The sequence below is a fragment of the Psychrobacter maritimus genome (assembly GCF_904846345.1).
GTDB classification, from domain to species: domain Bacteria; phylum Pseudomonadota; class Gammaproteobacteria; order Pseudomonadales; family Moraxellaceae; genus Psychrobacter; species Psychrobacter maritimus.
Map to the genome: position 1 here is coordinate 243,461 of NZ_CAJHAJ010000003.1, position 17,333 is coordinate 260,793.

15 protein-coding genes are annotated in these 17,333 nt (G+C 42.4%); 6 read left to right on the forward strand and 9 right to left on the reverse strand.

The genetic code is table 11. The annotated features are described in order from the left end of the window. Positions 1–284: 284 nt before the first annotated feature. The 5 genes from JMX50_RS06140 to JMX50_RS06160 all read left to right on the forward strand — a co-directional run bounded on the left by JMX50_RS06140 (position 285) and on the right by JMX50_RS06160 (position 6,794). Positions 285–722, forward strand: a complete 438-nt coding sequence (locus JMX50_RS06140) for a DUF1971 domain-containing protein (protein WP_201624897.1) — start codon at positions 285–287, stop codon at positions 720–722. A 133-nt stretch (positions 723–855) separates the two neighbouring features. Then, a complete protein-coding gene (locus JMX50_RS06145; protein WP_227670937.1) occupies positions 856–1,779 on the forward strand; it encodes an HpcH/HpaI aldolase/citrate lyase family protein in 924 nt (307 codons plus the stop codon). A 581-nt stretch (positions 1,780–2,360) separates the two neighbouring features. After that, positions 2,361–4,634, forward strand: a complete 2,274-nt coding sequence (locus JMX50_RS06150; protein WP_201628849.1) for a nitric-oxide reductase large subunit — start codon at positions 2,361–2,363, stop codon at positions 4,632–4,634. A 408-nt stretch (positions 4,635–5,042) separates the two neighbouring features. Continuing rightward, on the forward strand, positions 5,043–5,720 hold the full coding sequence (locus JMX50_RS06155; RefSeq protein ID WP_201628851.1) for a DUF411 domain-containing protein: 678 nt from the start codon (positions 5,043–5,045) through the stop codon (positions 5,718–5,720). Between the two features lie 303 nt (positions 5,721–6,023). Continuing rightward, positions 6,024–6,794 carry a DUF305 domain-containing protein gene (locus tag JMX50_RS06160; RefSeq protein WP_201628852.1) on the forward strand — a complete coding sequence of 257 codons (771 nt, stop codon included), beginning with the start codon at positions 6,024–6,026 and terminating at the stop codon, positions 6,792–6,794. Positions 6,795–6,956: 162 nt separating this feature from the next. Here the strand turns inward: JMX50_RS06160 and JMX50_RS06165 are convergent, their stop codons facing one another. Next, positions 6,957–7,472 (reverse strand): hypothetical protein, encoded by a 516-nt coding sequence (locus JMX50_RS06165; RefSeq protein ID WP_201618804.1) that lies wholly within the window; start codon positions 7,470–7,472, stop codon positions 6,957–6,959. A gap of 518 nt (positions 7,473–7,990) precedes the next feature. Between JMX50_RS06165 and recJ the strand changes: the two genes are divergently transcribed. Next, complete coding sequence (gene recJ / locus JMX50_RS06170) at positions 7,991–9,844, forward strand: single-stranded-DNA-specific exonuclease RecJ (protein WP_201628854.1); 1,854 nt, start codon at positions 7,991–7,993, stop codon at positions 9,842–9,844. A gap of 21 nt (positions 9,845–9,865) precedes the next feature. On the opposite strand, the gene JMX50_RS06175 is transcribed toward recJ, so the two are convergent. From JMX50_RS06175 to JMX50_RS06210, 8 genes are all read right to left on the reverse strand, one after another. Then, entirely contained in the window at positions 9,866–10,528 is a 663-nt protein-coding gene (locus JMX50_RS06175; RefSeq protein WP_201628856.1) for a trimeric intracellular cation channel family protein, read from the reverse strand. Positions 10,529–10,615: 87 nt separating this feature from the next. Further along, a complete protein-coding gene (locus tag JMX50_RS06180) occupies positions 10,616–11,251 on the reverse strand; it encodes a trimeric intracellular cation channel family protein (RefSeq protein ID WP_201628857.1) in 636 nt (211 codons plus the stop codon). A gap of 14 nt (positions 11,252–11,265) precedes the next feature. Beyond that, entirely contained in the window at positions 11,266–12,447 is a 1,182-nt protein-coding gene (locus JMX50_RS06185; RefSeq protein WP_201628859.1) for a multidrug resistance efflux transporter family protein, read from the reverse strand. Between the two features lie 116 nt (positions 12,448–12,563). Then, positions 12,564–13,304, reverse strand: a complete 741-nt coding sequence (gene queE, locus JMX50_RS06190) for a 7-carboxy-7-deazaguanine synthase QueE (protein WP_201628860.1) — start codon at positions 13,302–13,304, stop codon at positions 12,564–12,566. Positions 13,305–13,545: 241 nt separating this feature from the next. Continuing rightward, complete coding sequence (gene dapD / locus JMX50_RS06195) at positions 13,546–14,367, reverse strand: 2,3,4,5-tetrahydropyridine-2,6-dicarboxylate N-succinyltransferase (RefSeq protein ID WP_183618859.1); 822 nt, start codon at positions 14,365–14,367, stop codon at positions 13,546–13,548. A 178-nt stretch (positions 14,368–14,545) separates the two neighbouring features. Further along, on the reverse strand, positions 14,546–15,484 hold the full coding sequence (locus JMX50_RS06200; protein ID WP_201628861.1) for an alpha/beta hydrolase: 939 nt from the start codon (positions 15,482–15,484) through the stop codon (positions 14,546–14,548). 225 nt (positions 15,485–15,709) lie between these two features. Next, the gene (locus JMX50_RS06205) at positions 15,710–16,084 is read right to left on the reverse strand and encodes a hypothetical protein (protein WP_201628862.1); all 375 of its coding nucleotides are present in this window, start codon (positions 16,082–16,084) and stop codon (positions 15,710–15,712) included. A gap of 618 nt (positions 16,085–16,702) precedes the next feature. Then, a complete protein-coding gene (locus tag JMX50_RS06210) occupies positions 16,703–17,332 on the reverse strand; it encodes a type VI secretion system amidase effector protein Tae4 (protein WP_201628863.1) in 630 nt (209 codons plus the stop codon). Between the last annotated feature and the right edge of the window lies 1 nt (position 17,333).

Below are 17,333 nucleotides of genomic sequence, written 5' to 3' on the forward strand. Positions count from 1 at the left end.
TTATAAATTCTGATGCCGGTAATGGGCACAAGATAGCAATAAAGGGGGCGTCATAACTATTGAGCGAAAGCAGTATAGGGTCTACTTTCTATACTACTTAATGGGGAGTAGGCAGGCATTTTCGGGCGTTATATTTTTATTAATAATCAAACTTATACAAGGCTGGTAAAGCCTTTTAAAAGGTGCTATTTTATATTAATGATAATTATTCTCAATTGAATATTAACCTTTAAGGCAGATTGAGAAATAAAATCTATATTAAGCAAACTAGCCAAGGAGTTATCATGAGTGCCACTACTAATACTACGAATACTAAAAATACCACTAGCACCACCAATCCCAATCCCGTCATTCCAAGCCATTGGAAAATAAAACGTTCAACCCATTTCTTTACCAAAGATAAAGTGCCTAACGCCTTGTTAACCCATCACAATACGGCGGAAGGCGTGTACGGACAAATTTGTGTCATGCAAGGGACGGTGACCTTTTATGGCTTTGCTGATGAAGCGGCCACTGAACCAGAAAAGACAGTGGTTATTAACGCTGGGCAGTTTGCGGTCAGCCCGCCTCAATATTGGCATCGTGTAGAATTAAGTGACGATGCCCAGTTTAATATTAACTTTTGGACAGAAGGTGATAGCGGTAATAAATCACTGTTTAATAGCTCGAAAATCCATAGTAAACCTATCGAAAAGTTATTTGATAAGCCAGAGGAATCTTAATCATCTAGGGTAGCTATACAGTGATTGTGCTATGACAAGCGCTTTTGTCATGGCACAATCATGCTAAATGTTGCTAAGATGACTATTTACCTATTCATCTATTTATTTACCTATCTATCTATGGGAACTAAGCATGTCAGCTTCTAGCAATCAGCCTGCCCATAAAAACACGAGCAGCGATACCCATATTGAATCGCAAAATTACCGAGTAATGATTAAATCGCTTGCTGATACCAAGACGTGGTTATTTGTTCCTGCAACGCGAATAGATCGGGTAGCAAAAGCCTTTGCTAGCGGGGCAGATGCGGTGATTGTTGATTTAGAAGATGCGGTTGCGCAAGTAGGTAAAGCCCAAGCTCGCGTAGCACTAAAAGCATATTATGATGCTGAGCATGACGCTAAAAGCTACCGTCCGATTTGGCTACGTATTAATCAAGCGAGCAGTGAAGAATTTGTTAAAGACTTGGCGCTATGTCAGCAGCTGCCTAAGTTAGCAGGTGTATTACTGGCAAAAGCGGAGCAGCCAACAGATATCGATAAAGTGTATCAAGAAACGGGGTTGCCCGTGATTGCGTTGATAGAAAATGCCATGGGCTTATACCGTATTGAGGAGATGGCAAAAGCTTCAGGGCTGCTTGCATTTAGCTATGGTTTTTTAGATTTATGCAATGATTTACAAGTGCAAGTGGGTACAGCATCAGCGGATATTATTGCCAATCAAATTCGTTATCAGCTTATCCTGACCTCAAAAGTCCATCAACTGCTCGCGCCGATTGACAGTGTGTATGCAGATTTTAATGATAATGAAGGGCTGCATCATCGTGTGCAGCTATGGTCGCAGATGGGCATGTCCGGCATGCTTTGTATCCATCCTAAGCAAGTTGACGTCGTCAAGCAGTCACTGCAACCAACGGTTAGCGAGCTTGAATTTGCGCAGCGCGTGGTCGCAGAATATGAGCGCAGTGGGCAGGCAGTCTTTAAAGTTGATGGTAATATGGTTGATGCGCCGGTGATTGAGCGTAGTTATCAGGTGTTATCAGGTGTTATCAAGCGCTAAATAATTAGCACGATATTGGTTTTAGAGTAATTTAACCACGTACCAGATAGTTCAATGCTATCTGGTTTTTTTATACCTATTCATTATGCACAATCCATTAACCGGCTTTGATATTCGCCCCAATGTTTTGGAAATTTATAGCGAGGTTAATGGCTTATTTTATAAAGAATGAGCGGTACAATTTATTATGATTATAAGAATAAATAGAAATAACTCTTAACATTCATATTAAATGAATGTTATTATGTTTCCAGTTTGATGCTAGATGTAAATACTCATCAAATACTTTTAGCTATCGAAGCGATAAAGTCTATCAGTTGGTCAGTGAGGTAATCTTAAATTTAAGTTATTAACCTTTATTCTTACCTAAATATTAAAACCAAGACTAAGGCAGTAGGCTTAAGATTTGCAGAACTATTAATCAGAGCTATTAATCAGAGCTATCAATCAGAGCTATCAATAGACTTATCGCGACGGGCAACATTATTTTTTTCATTTTTGGAATCATGACGCTTATAAACATTCATTTTAAATAAATGTTTAAGTGTTCAAATCATCTATCTAGCCAGTAGGAGCAAGATATGGGCGAGTACAAGAAGTATTGGTGGGGCTTAATCGCTATCCTCGTAATTACCTTTACCTTTTTAGGTTGGGGCGGCGTGGAAGTGTATCGTACCGCACCTCCTATCCCTGATCAGTATATTGACAGCAAGGGGAAGGTTTTAATCACAGAAGAAGATATTTTAGATGGTCAATCTGCTTGGCAGCGTACCGGTGGCCAGCAGCTTGGCTCAGTACTCGGGCATGGTGCCTATCAAGCGCCTGACTGGACGGCAGATTGGTTACATAGAGAGCTTGTCGCTTGGTTGGACATCAGAGCACAAGAGCTGTATGGGCATGATTTCGCCGCCACCACAGACGATCAAAAAGCGGTACTTAATGCACAGTTGAAAAAAGAATACCGTGGTAGCAATACCAATGATAAAAATCAAGTGGTGTTGTCAGATACGCGTATCGCCGCCATCAATGAAGTCGCGCCTTACTATATTGGCTTGTACGGTAATGAGCCGTCCTTGCAAAAGTCGCGTGAAAACTTTGCCATGAAAAACAATACTTTGGCAGATATTGAAGACAGACAAAAACTGACCAACTTTTTCTTTTGGACCACGTGGATGGCGTCTACCGAACGTCCGGGTACCAATGCCACTTATACTAATAACTGGCCGCATGAGCCGCTAATTGATAACGTCCCAACCTCAGAAAATATCATGTGGTCTATCGCCAGTGTGGTGTTCTTAATTGCTGGGGTGGGTTTCCTTATTTGGGGTTGGTCATTCTTACGTAAAGAAGAAGACGTCAAGGAAATCACACCAAACGCTGACCCATTAACCAAAATAGCGTTAACGCCGTCGCAAAAAGCCTTGGCGAAATACGGTGTTTTAGTCATGGGGCTGTTTGTCTTTCAGGTATTTATCGGCGGTTTCGTCGCGCATTATACCGTTGAAGGGCAAGAGTTTTATGGTATTGCCGTCGCCGATTACTTCCCGTATTCACTAGTGCGTACGTGGCATATTCAGGCCGCATTGTTTTGGATTGCCACCGCTTTCTTGATGGCAGGCTTGTACTTAACACCGCTTATCAATGGCGGTAAAGATCCTAAGTATCAAAAATTGGGTGTTGATATACTTTGGGTGGCGTTAATTATCGTCGTCGTTGGCTCATTTATTAGCCAATACTTTGCCATTGCTGGCATTATGCCGGCGAAATATAACTTCTGGTTTGGTCATCAAGGCTATGAATTTATTGACCTTGGTCGCTTCTGGCAGATTTTAAAATGGGTCGGTATATTGTTCTGGTTGGTATTAATGACCCGCGGTTGCTTACCAGCATTTAAACAACCGGGCGATAAAAACTTATTGGCAATCTTCTTTGCATCAGTTGTTTGCGTGGGTTTATTCTACGGTGCAGGCTTGTTCTACGGCGAGCGTACACATTTAACCATCATGGAATACTGGCGCTGGTGGGTGGTACATTTATGGGTAGAAGGCTTCTTTGAAGTATTTGCCACCGTATCATTGGCTTTCATTTTCTATAACTTAGGCTTGGTTAATAAAAAAATCGCGACAGGTTCTGCCATCGCTTCTGCAGCGCTATTTATGCTTGGCGGTGTACCCGGTACCTTCCACCATTTATACTTCTCAGGCACAACCACGCCAGTCATGGCAATCGGTGCCTCATTTAGTGCCTTAGAAGTGGTACCTTTAGTGGTACTAGGTTACGAAGGGTATGAGCATTGGTCTATGCAGCGTCAAGCACCCTGGATGGATAAGCTCAAATGGCCTATCATGTGTTTCGTTGCCGTCGCGTTTTGGAATATGTTGGGAGCAGGCGTGTTTGGCTTTATGATTAACCCGCCTGTGTCACTGTTTTATTTACAAGGGTTGAATACCACAGCCGTTCACTCACATGCCGCTTTATTTGGGGTCTATGGGTTCTTAGCAATCGGCTTTGTCTTACTGGTCATGCGTTATATTCGCCCAGACTATGTGTTTAGTGAAAACCTTATCAAAACGGGTTTTTGGGCGCTAAATGCAGGCTTGGTATTGATGATTGTCACTAGCTTATTACCGATTGGTATTTTCCAAGCGCACGCATCAATGACCGAAGGCTTATGGTACGCTCGTAGTGAAGGCTTCTTACAACAAGATTTCTTGCAGACACTGCGTTGGATTCGTACCTTTGGTGACGTGGTCTTGATCACTGGTGCCGTTTGTGTGGCATTGCAGGTGGTTAAGTTTGCCTTTGCAAAACCATCACATTCAAACTACCAACCTGACAATCCAGTGAACGATTAATTATCTAAATGATTAACAACGCTAAAAACAAAAAAAGCTCTGCAATGGCAGGGCTTTTTTAGGGCTTAAATAAAGGTGTTTTCTAATAAAAAACGGTTAATAAAAAGCGGTTAATGAAAAGGCGGTTTAACTTCAGACTCTTTGCTTTTTTTTATTATGCTAGTGCGGTTGCGATATGGCTGGATTTTCTGCCATCAATCATAGAGTAATGTGAGCGCTATTCCTATGCTAAGCTGGCAAGATGACAAAATTGTCATCTTAGCGTCATCTGCTTGTCAGACTGACGTTGTTATACTTTTTATTTAATATTTTAATGCTAGGCTTTATTGCTCTAACTATTACTACAACTATCAACGCCATGCATTTCTAAAAATACCTGCCATTTTTATCATTAACGAGACATTTACTATGGTTATCCTTGCCACTAAATTTAGTCGTCAATCTAAATCGCGCCAGCTAAAACCTAATCAGCTCGTAAAGACAGCCCTACGCGGCAGCTTTATAGTATTAGCGGCGTCGACGCTTTTTGCCTGTAATCAAGCAGATATTAAGGCTGATAGCAGTGCCGCTGATATGAACTCGGCGCAAACCCAAGTTTCGGTGAATAATACGTCGACGGATAATTTAGAAAACCCTAACCAGTCTGCTACGATAAGTGCTAAAGCCCAACATTCTGATTTACTCAAAAACGTTTCAGCGACCGTCTATAAAGATGTCAATTGTGGCTGCTGTAAAGACTGGATAGAGCATGCGCAAAATCATGGCCTTACAGCGACAAGCCAGCATCCAAAAGACTTGTCATTATTCAAAGACCGTTATGGCGTGCCGACAGAGATGCGCTCGTGCCATACTGCAGTCACAACCGACGGTTATGTATTTGAGGGGCATGTACCAGCTAAATATGTCGCTCAGTTTTTAGCCAATCCACCGGCACAAGCAATCGGGCTTGCCGTGCCTGGTATGCCAGTCGGCAGTCCGGGTATGGAATATCAAGGTCAATTTGCACCTTATCAAATTATGCAAATAAACAAAGATGGTACAAACCAAGTATATGCAGATATTGAATCTGCTGAGCAGCAGTTATAAGCTCATACAATATGAAACTCATAAAAGAAGCTAGTAAAAGAAGAAGTACCTTTTACAATAGGTTGACTTTTAAATAGCCTAAGCAATATAAAGGCAGTCATAACAACAATCATAACGACCTGAGTCGTGTAGAGAGAGACTGCTTTATGCAGCATTCAAAACAAGAAAAAATGAACCTATATATAAAATTCTCACTGATGATTCTAACGTAGCGGCATTTAGCACATTCGTTTAATAGTTTTTTATTGGTAAATCTTAACTGATTTACCATTTTTTATTGTCTACTCACATAAAGGATATACCATGAAAATCACTCATCATTCACGTCTTGTTGTTCTCACCGCTAGTATCAGTGCGGCATTATTAATCAGTGCCTGTCAGCCTGCCAATGACAAGGACAAGGTTGAAACTGCAGCTGCTACAGAAGAGACAGCGGTAGTTAATGATACTGATAATGTTAACGATACTGCAGCCGCCACAGATCCACACGCCGGTCACGATATGTCAGCGGGCGCGATGGCAGGTGCTGAACATATGACGCCGATGCATCAAGCATATAATGACTCTATGGTAAAGATGCATGACGAGATGATGGTCGGGATGGAGTATAACGATCCAGATGCCGCCTTTGCCAAAGGGATGCTAGGTCATCACATTGGCGCCGTTGATATGGCAGAGATTCAGCTGAAATATGGTACTGATAAAGAAATGCGCCAGCTGGCACAAGACATCATCGCTGCTCAGCAAGCTGAAATTAAGCAAATGCAAACGTGGCTAGCCAGTCATCCTGATGCAGCTGAAGCCACACCCGATACCAAAGCCATGCAACAAGCCTATGCCGATGGTATGGATGCTATGCATGATGAGATGATGGCGGGTATTGCTGATCCTAATCCTGATATGGCATTTGCACGTGGTATGTTGCCGCATCATGTTGGCGCGGTTGATATGGCAAAAGTACAGCTGAAATATGGTAAAGATGCTGAAATGCGTAAGCTAGCGCAAGCTGTTATAGATGCTCAGCAGTCTGAGATTGAGCAAATGCAAAACTGGATTGCCAAACAAAATAGTTAGAAGTTTGGTGTAAAAAAGTAGCTAGAAATTTGCCGTAATATACTGCTTAATTAAATTTAAAAATTTAAATAGAAAACCCAGCTAAGAAGCCCTTAGCTGGGTTTGTTTTTAGCTTATTATTAAGTTGTTAATTAGTTATTGAGCTTTCGATTTGTTATGTTTTTAGACATTCTTACCATGTTGCTTTTGCTGGATGTCTTTTGCCAAGTTATAGCATTCATTGATATGGTCGGTAGCGATTTTTTTGAAAATCATATAACCCATGGTTGCCGCAACCATTTGTCCGCCAAGTGGGATAAATTTGGTCACTTGCTTGGCTGCGATACGACCACCAAAGCCTTGGACGGTTTTTTTCACGATACCACGTGTCGCCATCAAGCCAGCAAAGTCAACGGTACGGTCTTTTAGCGCCGCCCAATGAATGGCACGCGATTCTAAGTCAATGGCAGACTGACGACCTTCAATCAGACCAAAACGTTCGCTAATCTCAGGTAACAGCATGGTTAGCATGCTGGCATCAACTGCCACGTCAAAAAATGGTACTGGAACAATGGCAACACCTGCTGACAACTTGGCGCGTTTTTTGACCAATTTTTCGCAGTCTTTTTTAACTTGTTCAAGATCTAAATTTGGATCGATGGTATTAGGCAGTTTTTCAGCAAGTGGAGTGGTTTTCATAAAGCGTCCTTAAAATGTTTAAAAAACAGAAAATGGTTAATATATTAAAAGAAAAAATTGCAAAAATGATAAGTATCTTATGATTTTCTAATAAGTCATCTTAGATGTTTACCATTTTATGGATTTATACGCCCCATACAATCATTGCTTTGTAGCAAAATGCAGAAAATTACAGTCACTCTGCACCGTTTTTGTAAATAAGTAACGGCTTAGCAAGCAGGGATTTAGAAATGAGCCGCTTCGAATCTTTGTGTGGCATAGAGTAAATTTAATACACACAAAATACAGTGGCGCTTGAATATGTTTTTTGCCGCCTCTGTCTGCGTAGGCACAGCAAGCAAAAAAAATCTATTCAAGCCGCGCTTAATAATTTAGTAGATTCATTTTATTTAAAGTTGACTATAAAATACATGGAATATAAATTACGCCATCAGACCCACCAACGCAATCGCTAAACCTAGACGACAGTGCTAAAAATTCCCATTGTGGCCATCTGCCAAAGCCAGTAGAATACCAACATGCTAAATTTAACCCCCCGTTATACCAGCACTCGCATCGACGAGTTGCCCGCCGCGTTGCAACCACTTGCCGCCCAATCATTTACCCTTGCTAGGCTTTATGCTGGTCGCGGTATCACTGCGCCTGATGAGCTTGAAACAGGACTGTCTGGTTTACTGCCAGCCGAAATGCTGCATGGCGTCACGGAAGCGGTGCGTCTATTAGATGTCGCTATCGATGAAGGGCAGCGTATTTTAATTGTCGGTGATTTTGATTGCGATGGAGCAACCAGTACCGCCTTGATGATGCGTGCGCTGACAAAGATGGGCGCAGTCGTTGATTTTTTAGTACCTGACCGTTTTAAATATGGCTATGGTCTGACGCCAGAGATTGTCGAGTTAGGTATCAAGACTTATAAGCCCGACATGATTGTGACGGTGGATAATGGTATCTCAAGCCACGACGGTGTGGCGCGGGCGCAGGCTGATGGTATCACTGTCATTATTACTGACCATCACCTGACCACCAAAGAGACACCGCCTGCCGAAGCGGTGGTCAATCCCAATCAGCTCGGCTGTCACTTTAGCAGTAAGGCATTGGTCGGCGTTGGCGTGGCGTTTTATGTGCTCGGACGACTAGCAAAATTGCGCCGCGAAGCAGGTAAGTCTAGCGTACAAGTGAGCCAGTATTTAGATTTGGTCGCGCTTGGGACGATTGCCGATGTAGGCGTACTTGATAAAAACAATCGCATTTTAGTCCATCATGGCTTAAATGCCATTCGGCAAGGGCGCTGCTCGCTTGGTATATTGGCATTGCTTGAACAAGCAGGTCGTGACCCTAAGCAATTACAGGCGCAGGACTTTGGTTTTGTTTTAGGTCCGCGTATCAATGCCGCTGGGCGTATGGACAATATGCGCATCGGTATCGAGTGCTTATTGACCGATGACTGGAGCACCGCACAGCGTTTGGCGCAAGAGCTCGAACAGCTTAACCGTACGCGCCGTCATGTCGAAGGCGAGATGCGCGCACAGGCAGATAGCATTGTACAAGCGTTAGCTGCTACTGATTCTAATGCTGATGTTAATACTGCCGATGTTAATACTGATGCTGACGAGAGCGATGAAATTCTTATTCAGCCTAAAACTGAAAAACAGGCGGCTGATAATCAAAATCGCAGCATTATTTTATATCAAGACGATTGGCATCAAGGGGTTATCGGTATTGTCGCTGGACGTTTAAAAGAAAGCCATTATCTGCCCAGTATCGTTTTTGCACCAGCAGACACAGAGCGCACGGGTGGTGATGATGCCATCAAAGGCTCGGCGCGCTCTATCGCAGGCGTGCATATTCGTGATGCGATTGAGCAAGTAGCCGAACGTTATCCTGATTTAATCAGCCACTTTGGCGGTCATGCCATGGCCGCAGGTTTAACCATCAAACGTCGTAATTTTGATGGCTTTGTGACTGCATTTAACGAAGTGATGGCGCAGATGGATGATGAGGTATTTGCCGAGCAGAAATTTACCGATGGACCATTGCAAGCGGCTGACTTTAGCTTATGGTTTGCGGAGCACTTAGCCAATGCCAGTATTTGGGGTCATGGCTTTGCGCCGCCGATATTTGACGGCGTATTTGAGGTATTAAGCTTTAAAGTATTAAAAGACAAACATCTTAAGTTGTCGCTACGTTATCCCGATGTGCAATATCCGATTGAAGCAATCCAATTCAATTTTGATAGTAGTGCTTGGGATTACCGCGCCGAAAAAGTGCATTTATTATTCCAGCTAGACATTAACGAGTGGAATGGCAAACAAAGCTTGCAGTTGATGGTTAAAGATTTGGCGCTGGTAAAAGAAACAGTAGAGGAAAGCTAGTAGTTGCTAGGCTTGAATACTTTAATATTTCCATTCAATGGTTGGAAATTGCCAGTCATAACGAATCGCAAGCATGCGTAAGGTAAAAATCGTCGCCATTGCCGAGATATCAGCAATCCAAGCGGTCACGCCAAGATTGTGTAGCGCAAAGTAGAGGATACCGCCCGTTAAAGCGGCGGTAATATAAATCTCTTGCTGTAGCACCAGCGGAATCTCATTACAAATCATATCGCGGATGATGCCGCCGACAATAATGGTAATCACCCCGAGTAATAATGCCACCGGCACATTGGCGCCCATACTATCAGCAACCTTGATGCCGATTAAGGTAAAGGCTGATAGCCCAATGGTATCAGAGAGCTTGAGGAATTTATCAACGCGCCTAGAGTTGGGATGAAAGAATATCTGCATCACTAGCGAAGAGATGGTAATAACCGTCAAATAACTCATGTCTACCATCCAAAACAGCGGATGACGATCCAAAATCACATCGCGCACCGTACCGCCGCCGATGGCAGTCACAATCGATACCAGTAAGCAGCCAAAGACATCAAAGTTCTTATGCTTGGCCAATATCGTTCCTGAAATACTACAAGCGACAATCCCAATCATATCAAACAGATAAATCAGCGAGCGCGGGTCAAAAGTAGTAATCAATTCAGAATCTAAAGCAATGGTGAGCATGCGTTTTTCTCATTAAAGCCCTGCTATTAAAACAGTGCTATTAAAACAGTGCTATTTTTTCGCTAATCATGAAAATCGACTAATTCGTTAATCAACCAAGCGAATAGAAGGCAGGTGCCAATCGAATTTAAGCGCCAACATACGCACGGCAAAGATGATAAATAACATCATAAACTCATTGGTAACCGCGTCAACGCCCCAATAATCAAGCGCTAAATAAGTCAAAGACCCTGCAATACTGGCAGTGATATAAATCTCACGCTGTAGCAGCAGAGGTATCTCATTACAGATAATATCACGTAATAAACCACCAATAATCGCCGTCCAAACCCCCATCATAACCGCAATAACCGGCGACACATCTTGCGCCAAAGCCACTTTAAAACCAATCACACTAAAAGCCGCCAGCCCAATCGCATCAAAGAACTTAAGCGCTTTATCAATCTTATGATATAAATGAAAGAAAATCTGTAGAATAAGGGAGGTGGCGGTAATGACGATGACATAGTTAAGGTCAGTCATCCAAAATAGCGGATGACGATCCAGCGCCATATCACGCAATGTACCGCCGCCAATGGCATTGACCATAGAAACCAAAATACAGCCAGCAATATCAAAGCCTTTATGCTGCGCCAGCAAAGTACCCGCAATGGCACAAGCAATGACGCCCACCATATCTAATAAATACAGCAGAATGTCAGGAAAAATAAAGTTACTTATCATGATTTATTTGAGCCTCAACCGTCTTTTGCAAACAATATAAGCCCTAGCATAATTAGCCCAATACCGACCAATCCCAATGCTGAGGGTAGCGTGTTATTCAACAATAGTATACCGCCAATTAAAGCAAAGATTACCTCGCTGGCTTGGGTCGAGTCAACGCCTGCCACTTCACTTGAGGTTACCGCTTGTTCACGTGCATAAAGAAATATGCTCGTCGCTGCCACTCCAGCCAACAGTGCGACTAGCAAGGTGTTAAAAATTTGTGTGGTTGCGGGTGGCTCGGGATGTATAAGTACGCCTAAAACCACCCAGAACGGCAAGCTACCGAGGGTCATGAGCCAGATTTTGTTAAAGGCATTTTGTAGGAGTGTCGTCTCGATAGCAGGAATACGAGCAATGAGGTTTTGTAAGGTAGAGGAGGGTTTAGCTTCGATGGTAGGATTTGTCTTTAACGTCATGCTATTATCTACCGGACTATTTATGGCAGTAGATAAGTCGTAAGCTTCTGAGATAAGTGCTTGGTTAGCATCGACGTTATAATCTTTATTGTTATGAAGTTTACTATCGGCTTCTCGCGCTGGTTGCAGCTTCTCGCTGTGTTTACGAGAATTGTGTTTACGCGAGTTGTGGGAGACTTGCCACACCAGCTGATTGCCGATTGGGTAACTGAAGGCGGCGATTAGTGCAGGTAGGGCACCGTAAAGCAGCATTTCTGCCATCGGCGCGCTATCAATATCGGCTAGGGCAGAAGCGCTCAAACCTTCGCTGACATTGACCAATACCACTCCGATAAAGACCAATAAAGCGTAAATGATAAATTTCTTGTCAAACCTTTGTCCAAATGCCATTAATACAATGAGGCTTGTTACCACGGTAAACATAAAGGTAGCGGCAACGACCCAGCCTGCGACGTGGTCGCCCGCATAGCAAATGCCTGTATAAAATACCCCAAAGCCAATACTGCCGGTAAGGCACCAAAAACCCCAATGCTGACGAAAGATAAGCGCAAGCTCTTTGATGCGAGCAAAACCGTGTTGCAGGATAATAATGGCGGTAATAATCAGCCACATAAAAATATAGCGTAGGCTTGCTGACCAAAACCAATGACCACCGGCATTACTCATCAGCTCATTTAAAATAAATGTCGAGCTAAAGAATGCCCCCGCCAATAAGCCCAATAAAATCAGTTTGACCATGCATGCGTCCTTGCAGTTGGCTCGTTAGCTATTTAGAGTGTATTTATCTTTAGGTTGCTGATTTATCTTATTTATTTGGACTATCAATTTGCATGACTTATGCAGATATCAGGCGGTTATTTACCTTTGGCATCGGCCCAAATAATCTTATGTAATTGCAATTGAAAACGTACCGGTAAGGCATCTGCCAGCATCCATTCAGCCAGCTCACGTGCCAGTACGGGCACCTCAGGGCTGCTTATTGCTTTACTATCGGCTACATCGTCTGCAACATTAAACATCGGTGAAAACCAAACCGTACCAACCAATTTATCCAGCTGATGCTCAAGCAGTTTTTCTTTCGCCCACTCATAATCAGCGCGGTTCATAATGACAAATTTGATTTGGTCGTGCGCCGTAAGATAGTCAAGATTTGACCAAAGATTCTTATCGACTTCACCTGAGCTTGGCGTTTTCAGGTCCATCACTTTACTGACTGCGGGCGGCACATTTTCTACCGTCAGCGCCCCTGCGGTTTCAAGTGAAATCTCATAACCCTCATTTAACAAACGCTGCATTAATTCAATGGCATTTGGCTGCGCTAATGGCTCGCCACCAGTCAAGCAGATACGTTTACACGGATAGCTTTTTATGGTCGTGATAATGGCTTCTAATGACTGGCGTTCGCCGCCACTAAAGGCATATTCGGTATCACAATAGACGCAGCGCAGCGGGCAGCCGGTCAAGCGCACAAATATCGTCGGCAATCCTGAGGTCAGCGCTTCACCTTGCAGCGAATAAAAAATCTCGGTCAAACGTAACCCTGCTTCAGGGTCGGTGACAGGAATCAATGATGTGCGTAAAGATAACTCACTCATAATATTTTCAAATACAGTTAGAGATTGATAATGCCGTGAGCATTTATCAAATAAAAAGGGCTTAATAATCTGTCTAACGCTCGGAGTTTCAGTGTCAAAACGAGAGGCAGATTATAACGTAATGTCTTACATTAAACTTGCCATTAAGCTGCTATTAACCTGCCATAAAGCATTAAAAAAGATGCTGGAGTCAGCCCCAGCATCTTTTATGATAAAAATAATTAACATAATAAAAAAAGCATTAGGCTAAACGTAATAGCTCATTGACTGAGGTCTTAGCTCGGGTTTGCGCATCGACTTTTTTCACAATAATCGCAGCATATAAGCTGTGAGTGCCGTCTTCTGATGGCAAGCTACCGGGCACAACGACTGAGCCTGCTGGTACACGGCCGCGATGAATCTCGCCCGTTTCGCGGTCATAAATGCGCGTTGATTGCCCGATAAACACACCCATAGAAATCACTGAGCCTTCTTCTACAATCACGCCTTCAACGATTTCAGAGCGCGCACCGATGAAGCAATTGTCTTCAATAATCGTTGGATTGGCTTGTAGAGGTTCTAAGACACCGCCGATACCAACGCCGCCTGATAGATGCACATTTTTACCGATTTGGGCACACGAACCAACCGTAGCCCACGTATCGACCATCGCACCTTGGTCGACATAAGCGCCAATATTGACGTACGATGGCATCAATACGGCACCCGCTGCGATGTATGAGCCTTTACGAGCAACCGCTGGTGGTACCACGCGTACGCCAGCTTCTTTAAACTGCGCTTCTGTCCAGTTGGCAAACTTCGTTGGCACCTTATCATAAAACTGCACGTGTTCGCCCGCAGCTTGAACATAGTTATCATTTAAACGAAATGATAATAAAACCGCTTTTTTAGCCCACTGATTGACCACCCATTCACCATCTTTTTTCTCTGCCACACGCAAGCTACCGTTGTCTAGTTGCTCAAGCACTTCATTGATGGCATCGCGTACGTCTTTTGGCATGGTTGCTGGGCTATATTCGTTACGATTTTCAAAGGCTTGTTCAATGGTTTGTTGCAATGACATAAATATTCCTAAAATTGATGGAAGGTAAATAAAAACGAATAAAAAGAGCGGTGCTAATAAAGTGAATAAAAGCGTTTTAACTAAAAAATGGGCTTGCTGTATTGTCGCTAATTTAGCGGCTTTTAGCAAATAACTTAAGCGCCAGTAGCAGTGCTGTTATTGATGACTAATGCTGCTATTAATTAGGAGTATGGCTAATTATCCAATCTAAGATGTCTTGATAAACCAATGCTTTATTCTGCTCATGAAGTGGCTCATGGCGCATGTGCGGATAAAGCTGAAGCTCGACATCACTAAAGTTCTGTTTTTCTAAACGGCTGGCAATTTTGCGGATGCCTTTGCCCATATCGCCAATAGGATCGTTCTCACCACTGACCAATAACATAGGAAAGCCTTTGGCAATTGTTGTCGCCCAGTTTTTATTGAGACCAGCGTCCATTAAGGTGAACAACGTCAAAAAGCCATTATTGGTAAAGTCAAAACCCGTCAATGGATCGGCTTCGTACGCTTCGATAGCCGCAGGATCTTCATTTAGCCATGCAAATTCCGAAGTAGAAATACGATTATCAAGCTTACTATTGAGCACTTTATTCATCACGTTGGCAAAGACAGTATTTGGCTTTCTAGGAGCGGCTTTTGCTAAGATTTTATTAATCGGCAACAATACCTTGGTCAATGGATTGGCATCAGCCGTGCCCATTAGGATTGCACCAGTAAAGTTCTGTGCATGATGCTTGAGGACGTTACGCACAATAAACGAGCCCATCGAGTGACCCATGACAAAATGCGGTACGTTAGGATGGCGCGCCTTTAGGCTGTCTGCCATGATAATAACGTCTTTTAACAATGACTGTACCGGATGCTCTTCAGCAAAAAAACCCAAATCATCGGCTGATTTAACGGTCTGCCCATGACCAAGCTGATCATAAGTGGCAACCGCAATGCCATTATCCGCTAAAAACTGCGCAAACTCTGCATAGCGGCCACTGTGCTCCGCCATCCCATGCACAATCAGCAAGGTAGCAGTAATTGCCGTGCTAGTATCGCTTGGCTCAAAAAAAGTATGGTGTAAATAATGGGTGTTATCAGAAGAAGTAATTTGTTCAGTATTACTCATAAAAATCCAGTCTTTGAATGGTGAAGGGTTAACATACAGACAGTATATATAGGTATAAAGGTTTTATTATAAAAATAAATAATGGGGACGAACACTCTAATCGCCAAGCGTTACAAGGTCAAATTGTTTGCTCGTTTATGGTTATCGTACAATAGTCTGGGTATAAATGCTTTTATTTTATGTTTTTAAGTATGTGTTTCAATACGGACAAATTACAGAATACAACTAACCTTTCTCACCATCAAACTGCCAAATAACCTCACCCCAGCTATTATTTGGATAATCTGGCATGATGTCGCCTTGTTTAAAGTAAGTGCGGCTGTCCGCTTTTGCTAAAGTAAACCAGTAGCCAGATTTAGGGCAGGGCTGTCCTGCTTGGCAACGTCCTCGAGCTTTACTGGTGATTTCGGGCTTGTTGGGTTTGGTTTTATTCTCATAATAAGGGGTCATATCTTCACCCGACTCAGAACGCTTAATAAACTCTTCGTAGGTTATTTTATAGGGATCAATGGATACAAACTTACTCATATCGATGCCTGTTTTTTCTAACACAAGGGGTAGGGTGTAGTCAGGTTGATCTTGTTGGATGTCTAAGCCCATTTCTAGTGCTTGGGTCTCTGATTATAATCTCCATGTGGGTATTTCTGGATATAATCTAACATACTCTTTTTCCCAATTGTCCCTATGGTCTGCTCCTACAGTTTGCTTAACGACTTCGATTGGATCGCTTATGTCCAAACTCATTAAGTAATGACGGTTGCCTGTTTCAGGGTCTGTATCTCTAATGTACATAATATCCATAAAAGTATCAGTTCCATATTTTTCAGGAAAGGTTCGATTCTGGTGCTATATAACTATCTAAGGATTCTATGAATTCTTCATATCTCTTACTATTGTATAATTCTAGACAAGAGAATGTAGTGTTATCACCATTAAAAGATTTAAAGTTATTGCTTTTAATGTTATCTTTTATGTATGAATGGACTGAATTGTATACATCTGGACTATTATGATTACCGTTATTAAGGTAAATACCTAAGGCTCTGGAGTAATCTAGATAAGGTAAGTTTTTTTCTTCTGATTTTTTCTTCATACAATAAGAAAATCCATAGTTTTTTAGGGATAGTCTAGAGGATTCTATATATTCATCGTTTTGTGAATAACAAGATTGGCTGAATAGCGATAGCAATATTATTGTTAAGTAACTAAATGGCTTCATTATTTTATTTCCCAAAACAGTATTCTATCTGTTGTAGCAGGAGCATGGGGCATAAAGTAACAGCTATCGCCACAAGTATTTCCATTCCATAAAGTAACATGGCCAGTAGCGTCACTCCATCCACTAACATCAAAGATTATTATTCCTGTTTTTCCAGAAAGCTTTCCACTGACGCTGGCCATAGAGGTGCTACTAGATAGAAAAGTAGATGTTGGGCTGCCAAATTTGCTCTTTACTAGTTTTATCATCTCTTTAACACGCAGCAAATAGCTAAGGTTATCTTCCCCTTTTACAGTATAAAATCCAGATTCCCTGTTTTTTATTCTATATCCAGAGTAGTTTAAAGATCTACTTAACCTTAAAGCACATGCATTAGTATAGGATGCTGGGTTCTCTTTATGTAGTGCATATGCTTGTCCACCGACCATTTTATAAGTATCAGGAGCAGATTTATTGACAGGATAGTTTCGCCATAGTTTTTTGAACAATGTATCTCTACTAATATTTACTTGTTGAGTTCTATTATTCGAAGAGGTTCTCGAACTTGATGTGTTAGGACTTTGAAGAGCTGCAAATGGATTGTACCCAGGTGGATATGCTTGACTTCTATTGCTAGATTCATTAGGCATA

Bases quoted from the DNA above. Each gene is read 5' to 3' on its own strand.
- JMX50_RS06150 (WP_201628849.1), top strand. From the start codon at position 2,361: ATGGGCGAGTACAAGAAGTATTGGTGGGGCTTAATCGCTATCCTCGTA.
- JMX50_RS06205 (WP_201628862.1), bottom strand. From the start codon at position 16,084: ATGGGCTTAGACATCCAACAAGATCAACCTGACTACACCCTACCCCTT.
- JMX50_RS06145 (WP_227670937.1), top strand. From the start codon at position 856: ATGTCAGCTTCTAGCAATCAGCCTGCCCATAAAAACACGAGCAGCGAT.
- JMX50_RS06210 (WP_201628863.1), bottom strand. From the start codon at position 17,332: ATGCCTAATGAATCTAGCAATAGAAGTCAAGCATATCCACCTGGGTAC.
- JMX50_RS06200 (WP_201628861.1), bottom strand. From the start codon at position 15,484: ATGAGTAATACTGAACAAATTACTTCTTCTGATAACACCCATTATTTA.
- dapD (WP_183618859.1), bottom strand. From the start codon at position 14,367: ATGTCATTGCAACAAACCATTGAACAAGCCTTTGAAAATCGTAACGAA.
- JMX50_RS06180 (WP_201628857.1), bottom strand. From the start codon at position 11,251: ATGATAAGTAACTTTATTTTTCCTGACATTCTGCTGTATTTATTAGAT.
- JMX50_RS06175 (WP_201628856.1), bottom strand. From the start codon at position 10,528: ATGCTCACCATTGCTTTAGATTCTGAATTGATTACTACTTTTGACCCG.
- JMX50_RS06140 (WP_201624897.1), top strand. From the start codon at position 285: ATGAGTGCCACTACTAATACTACGAATACTAAAAATACCACTAGCACC.
- JMX50_RS06155 (WP_201628851.1), top strand. From the start codon at position 5,043: ATGGTTATCCTTGCCACTAAATTTAGTCGTCAATCTAAATCGCGCCAG.
- JMX50_RS06185 (WP_201628859.1), bottom strand. From the start codon at position 12,447: ATGGTCAAACTGATTTTATTGGGCTTATTGGCGGGGGCATTCTTTAGC.
- queE (WP_201628860.1), bottom strand. From the start codon at position 13,304: ATGAGTGAGTTATCTTTACGCACATCATTGATTCCTGTCACCGACCCT.
- JMX50_RS06165 (WP_201618804.1), bottom strand. From the start codon at position 7,472: ATGAAAACCACTCCACTTGCTGAAAAACTGCCTAATACCATCGATCCA.
- recJ (WP_201628854.1), top strand. From the start codon at position 7,991: ATGCTAAATTTAACCCCCCGTTATACCAGCACTCGCATCGACGAGTTG.
- JMX50_RS06160 (WP_201628852.1), top strand. From the start codon at position 6,024: ATGAAAATCACTCATCATTCACGTCTTGTTGTTCTCACCGCTAGTATC.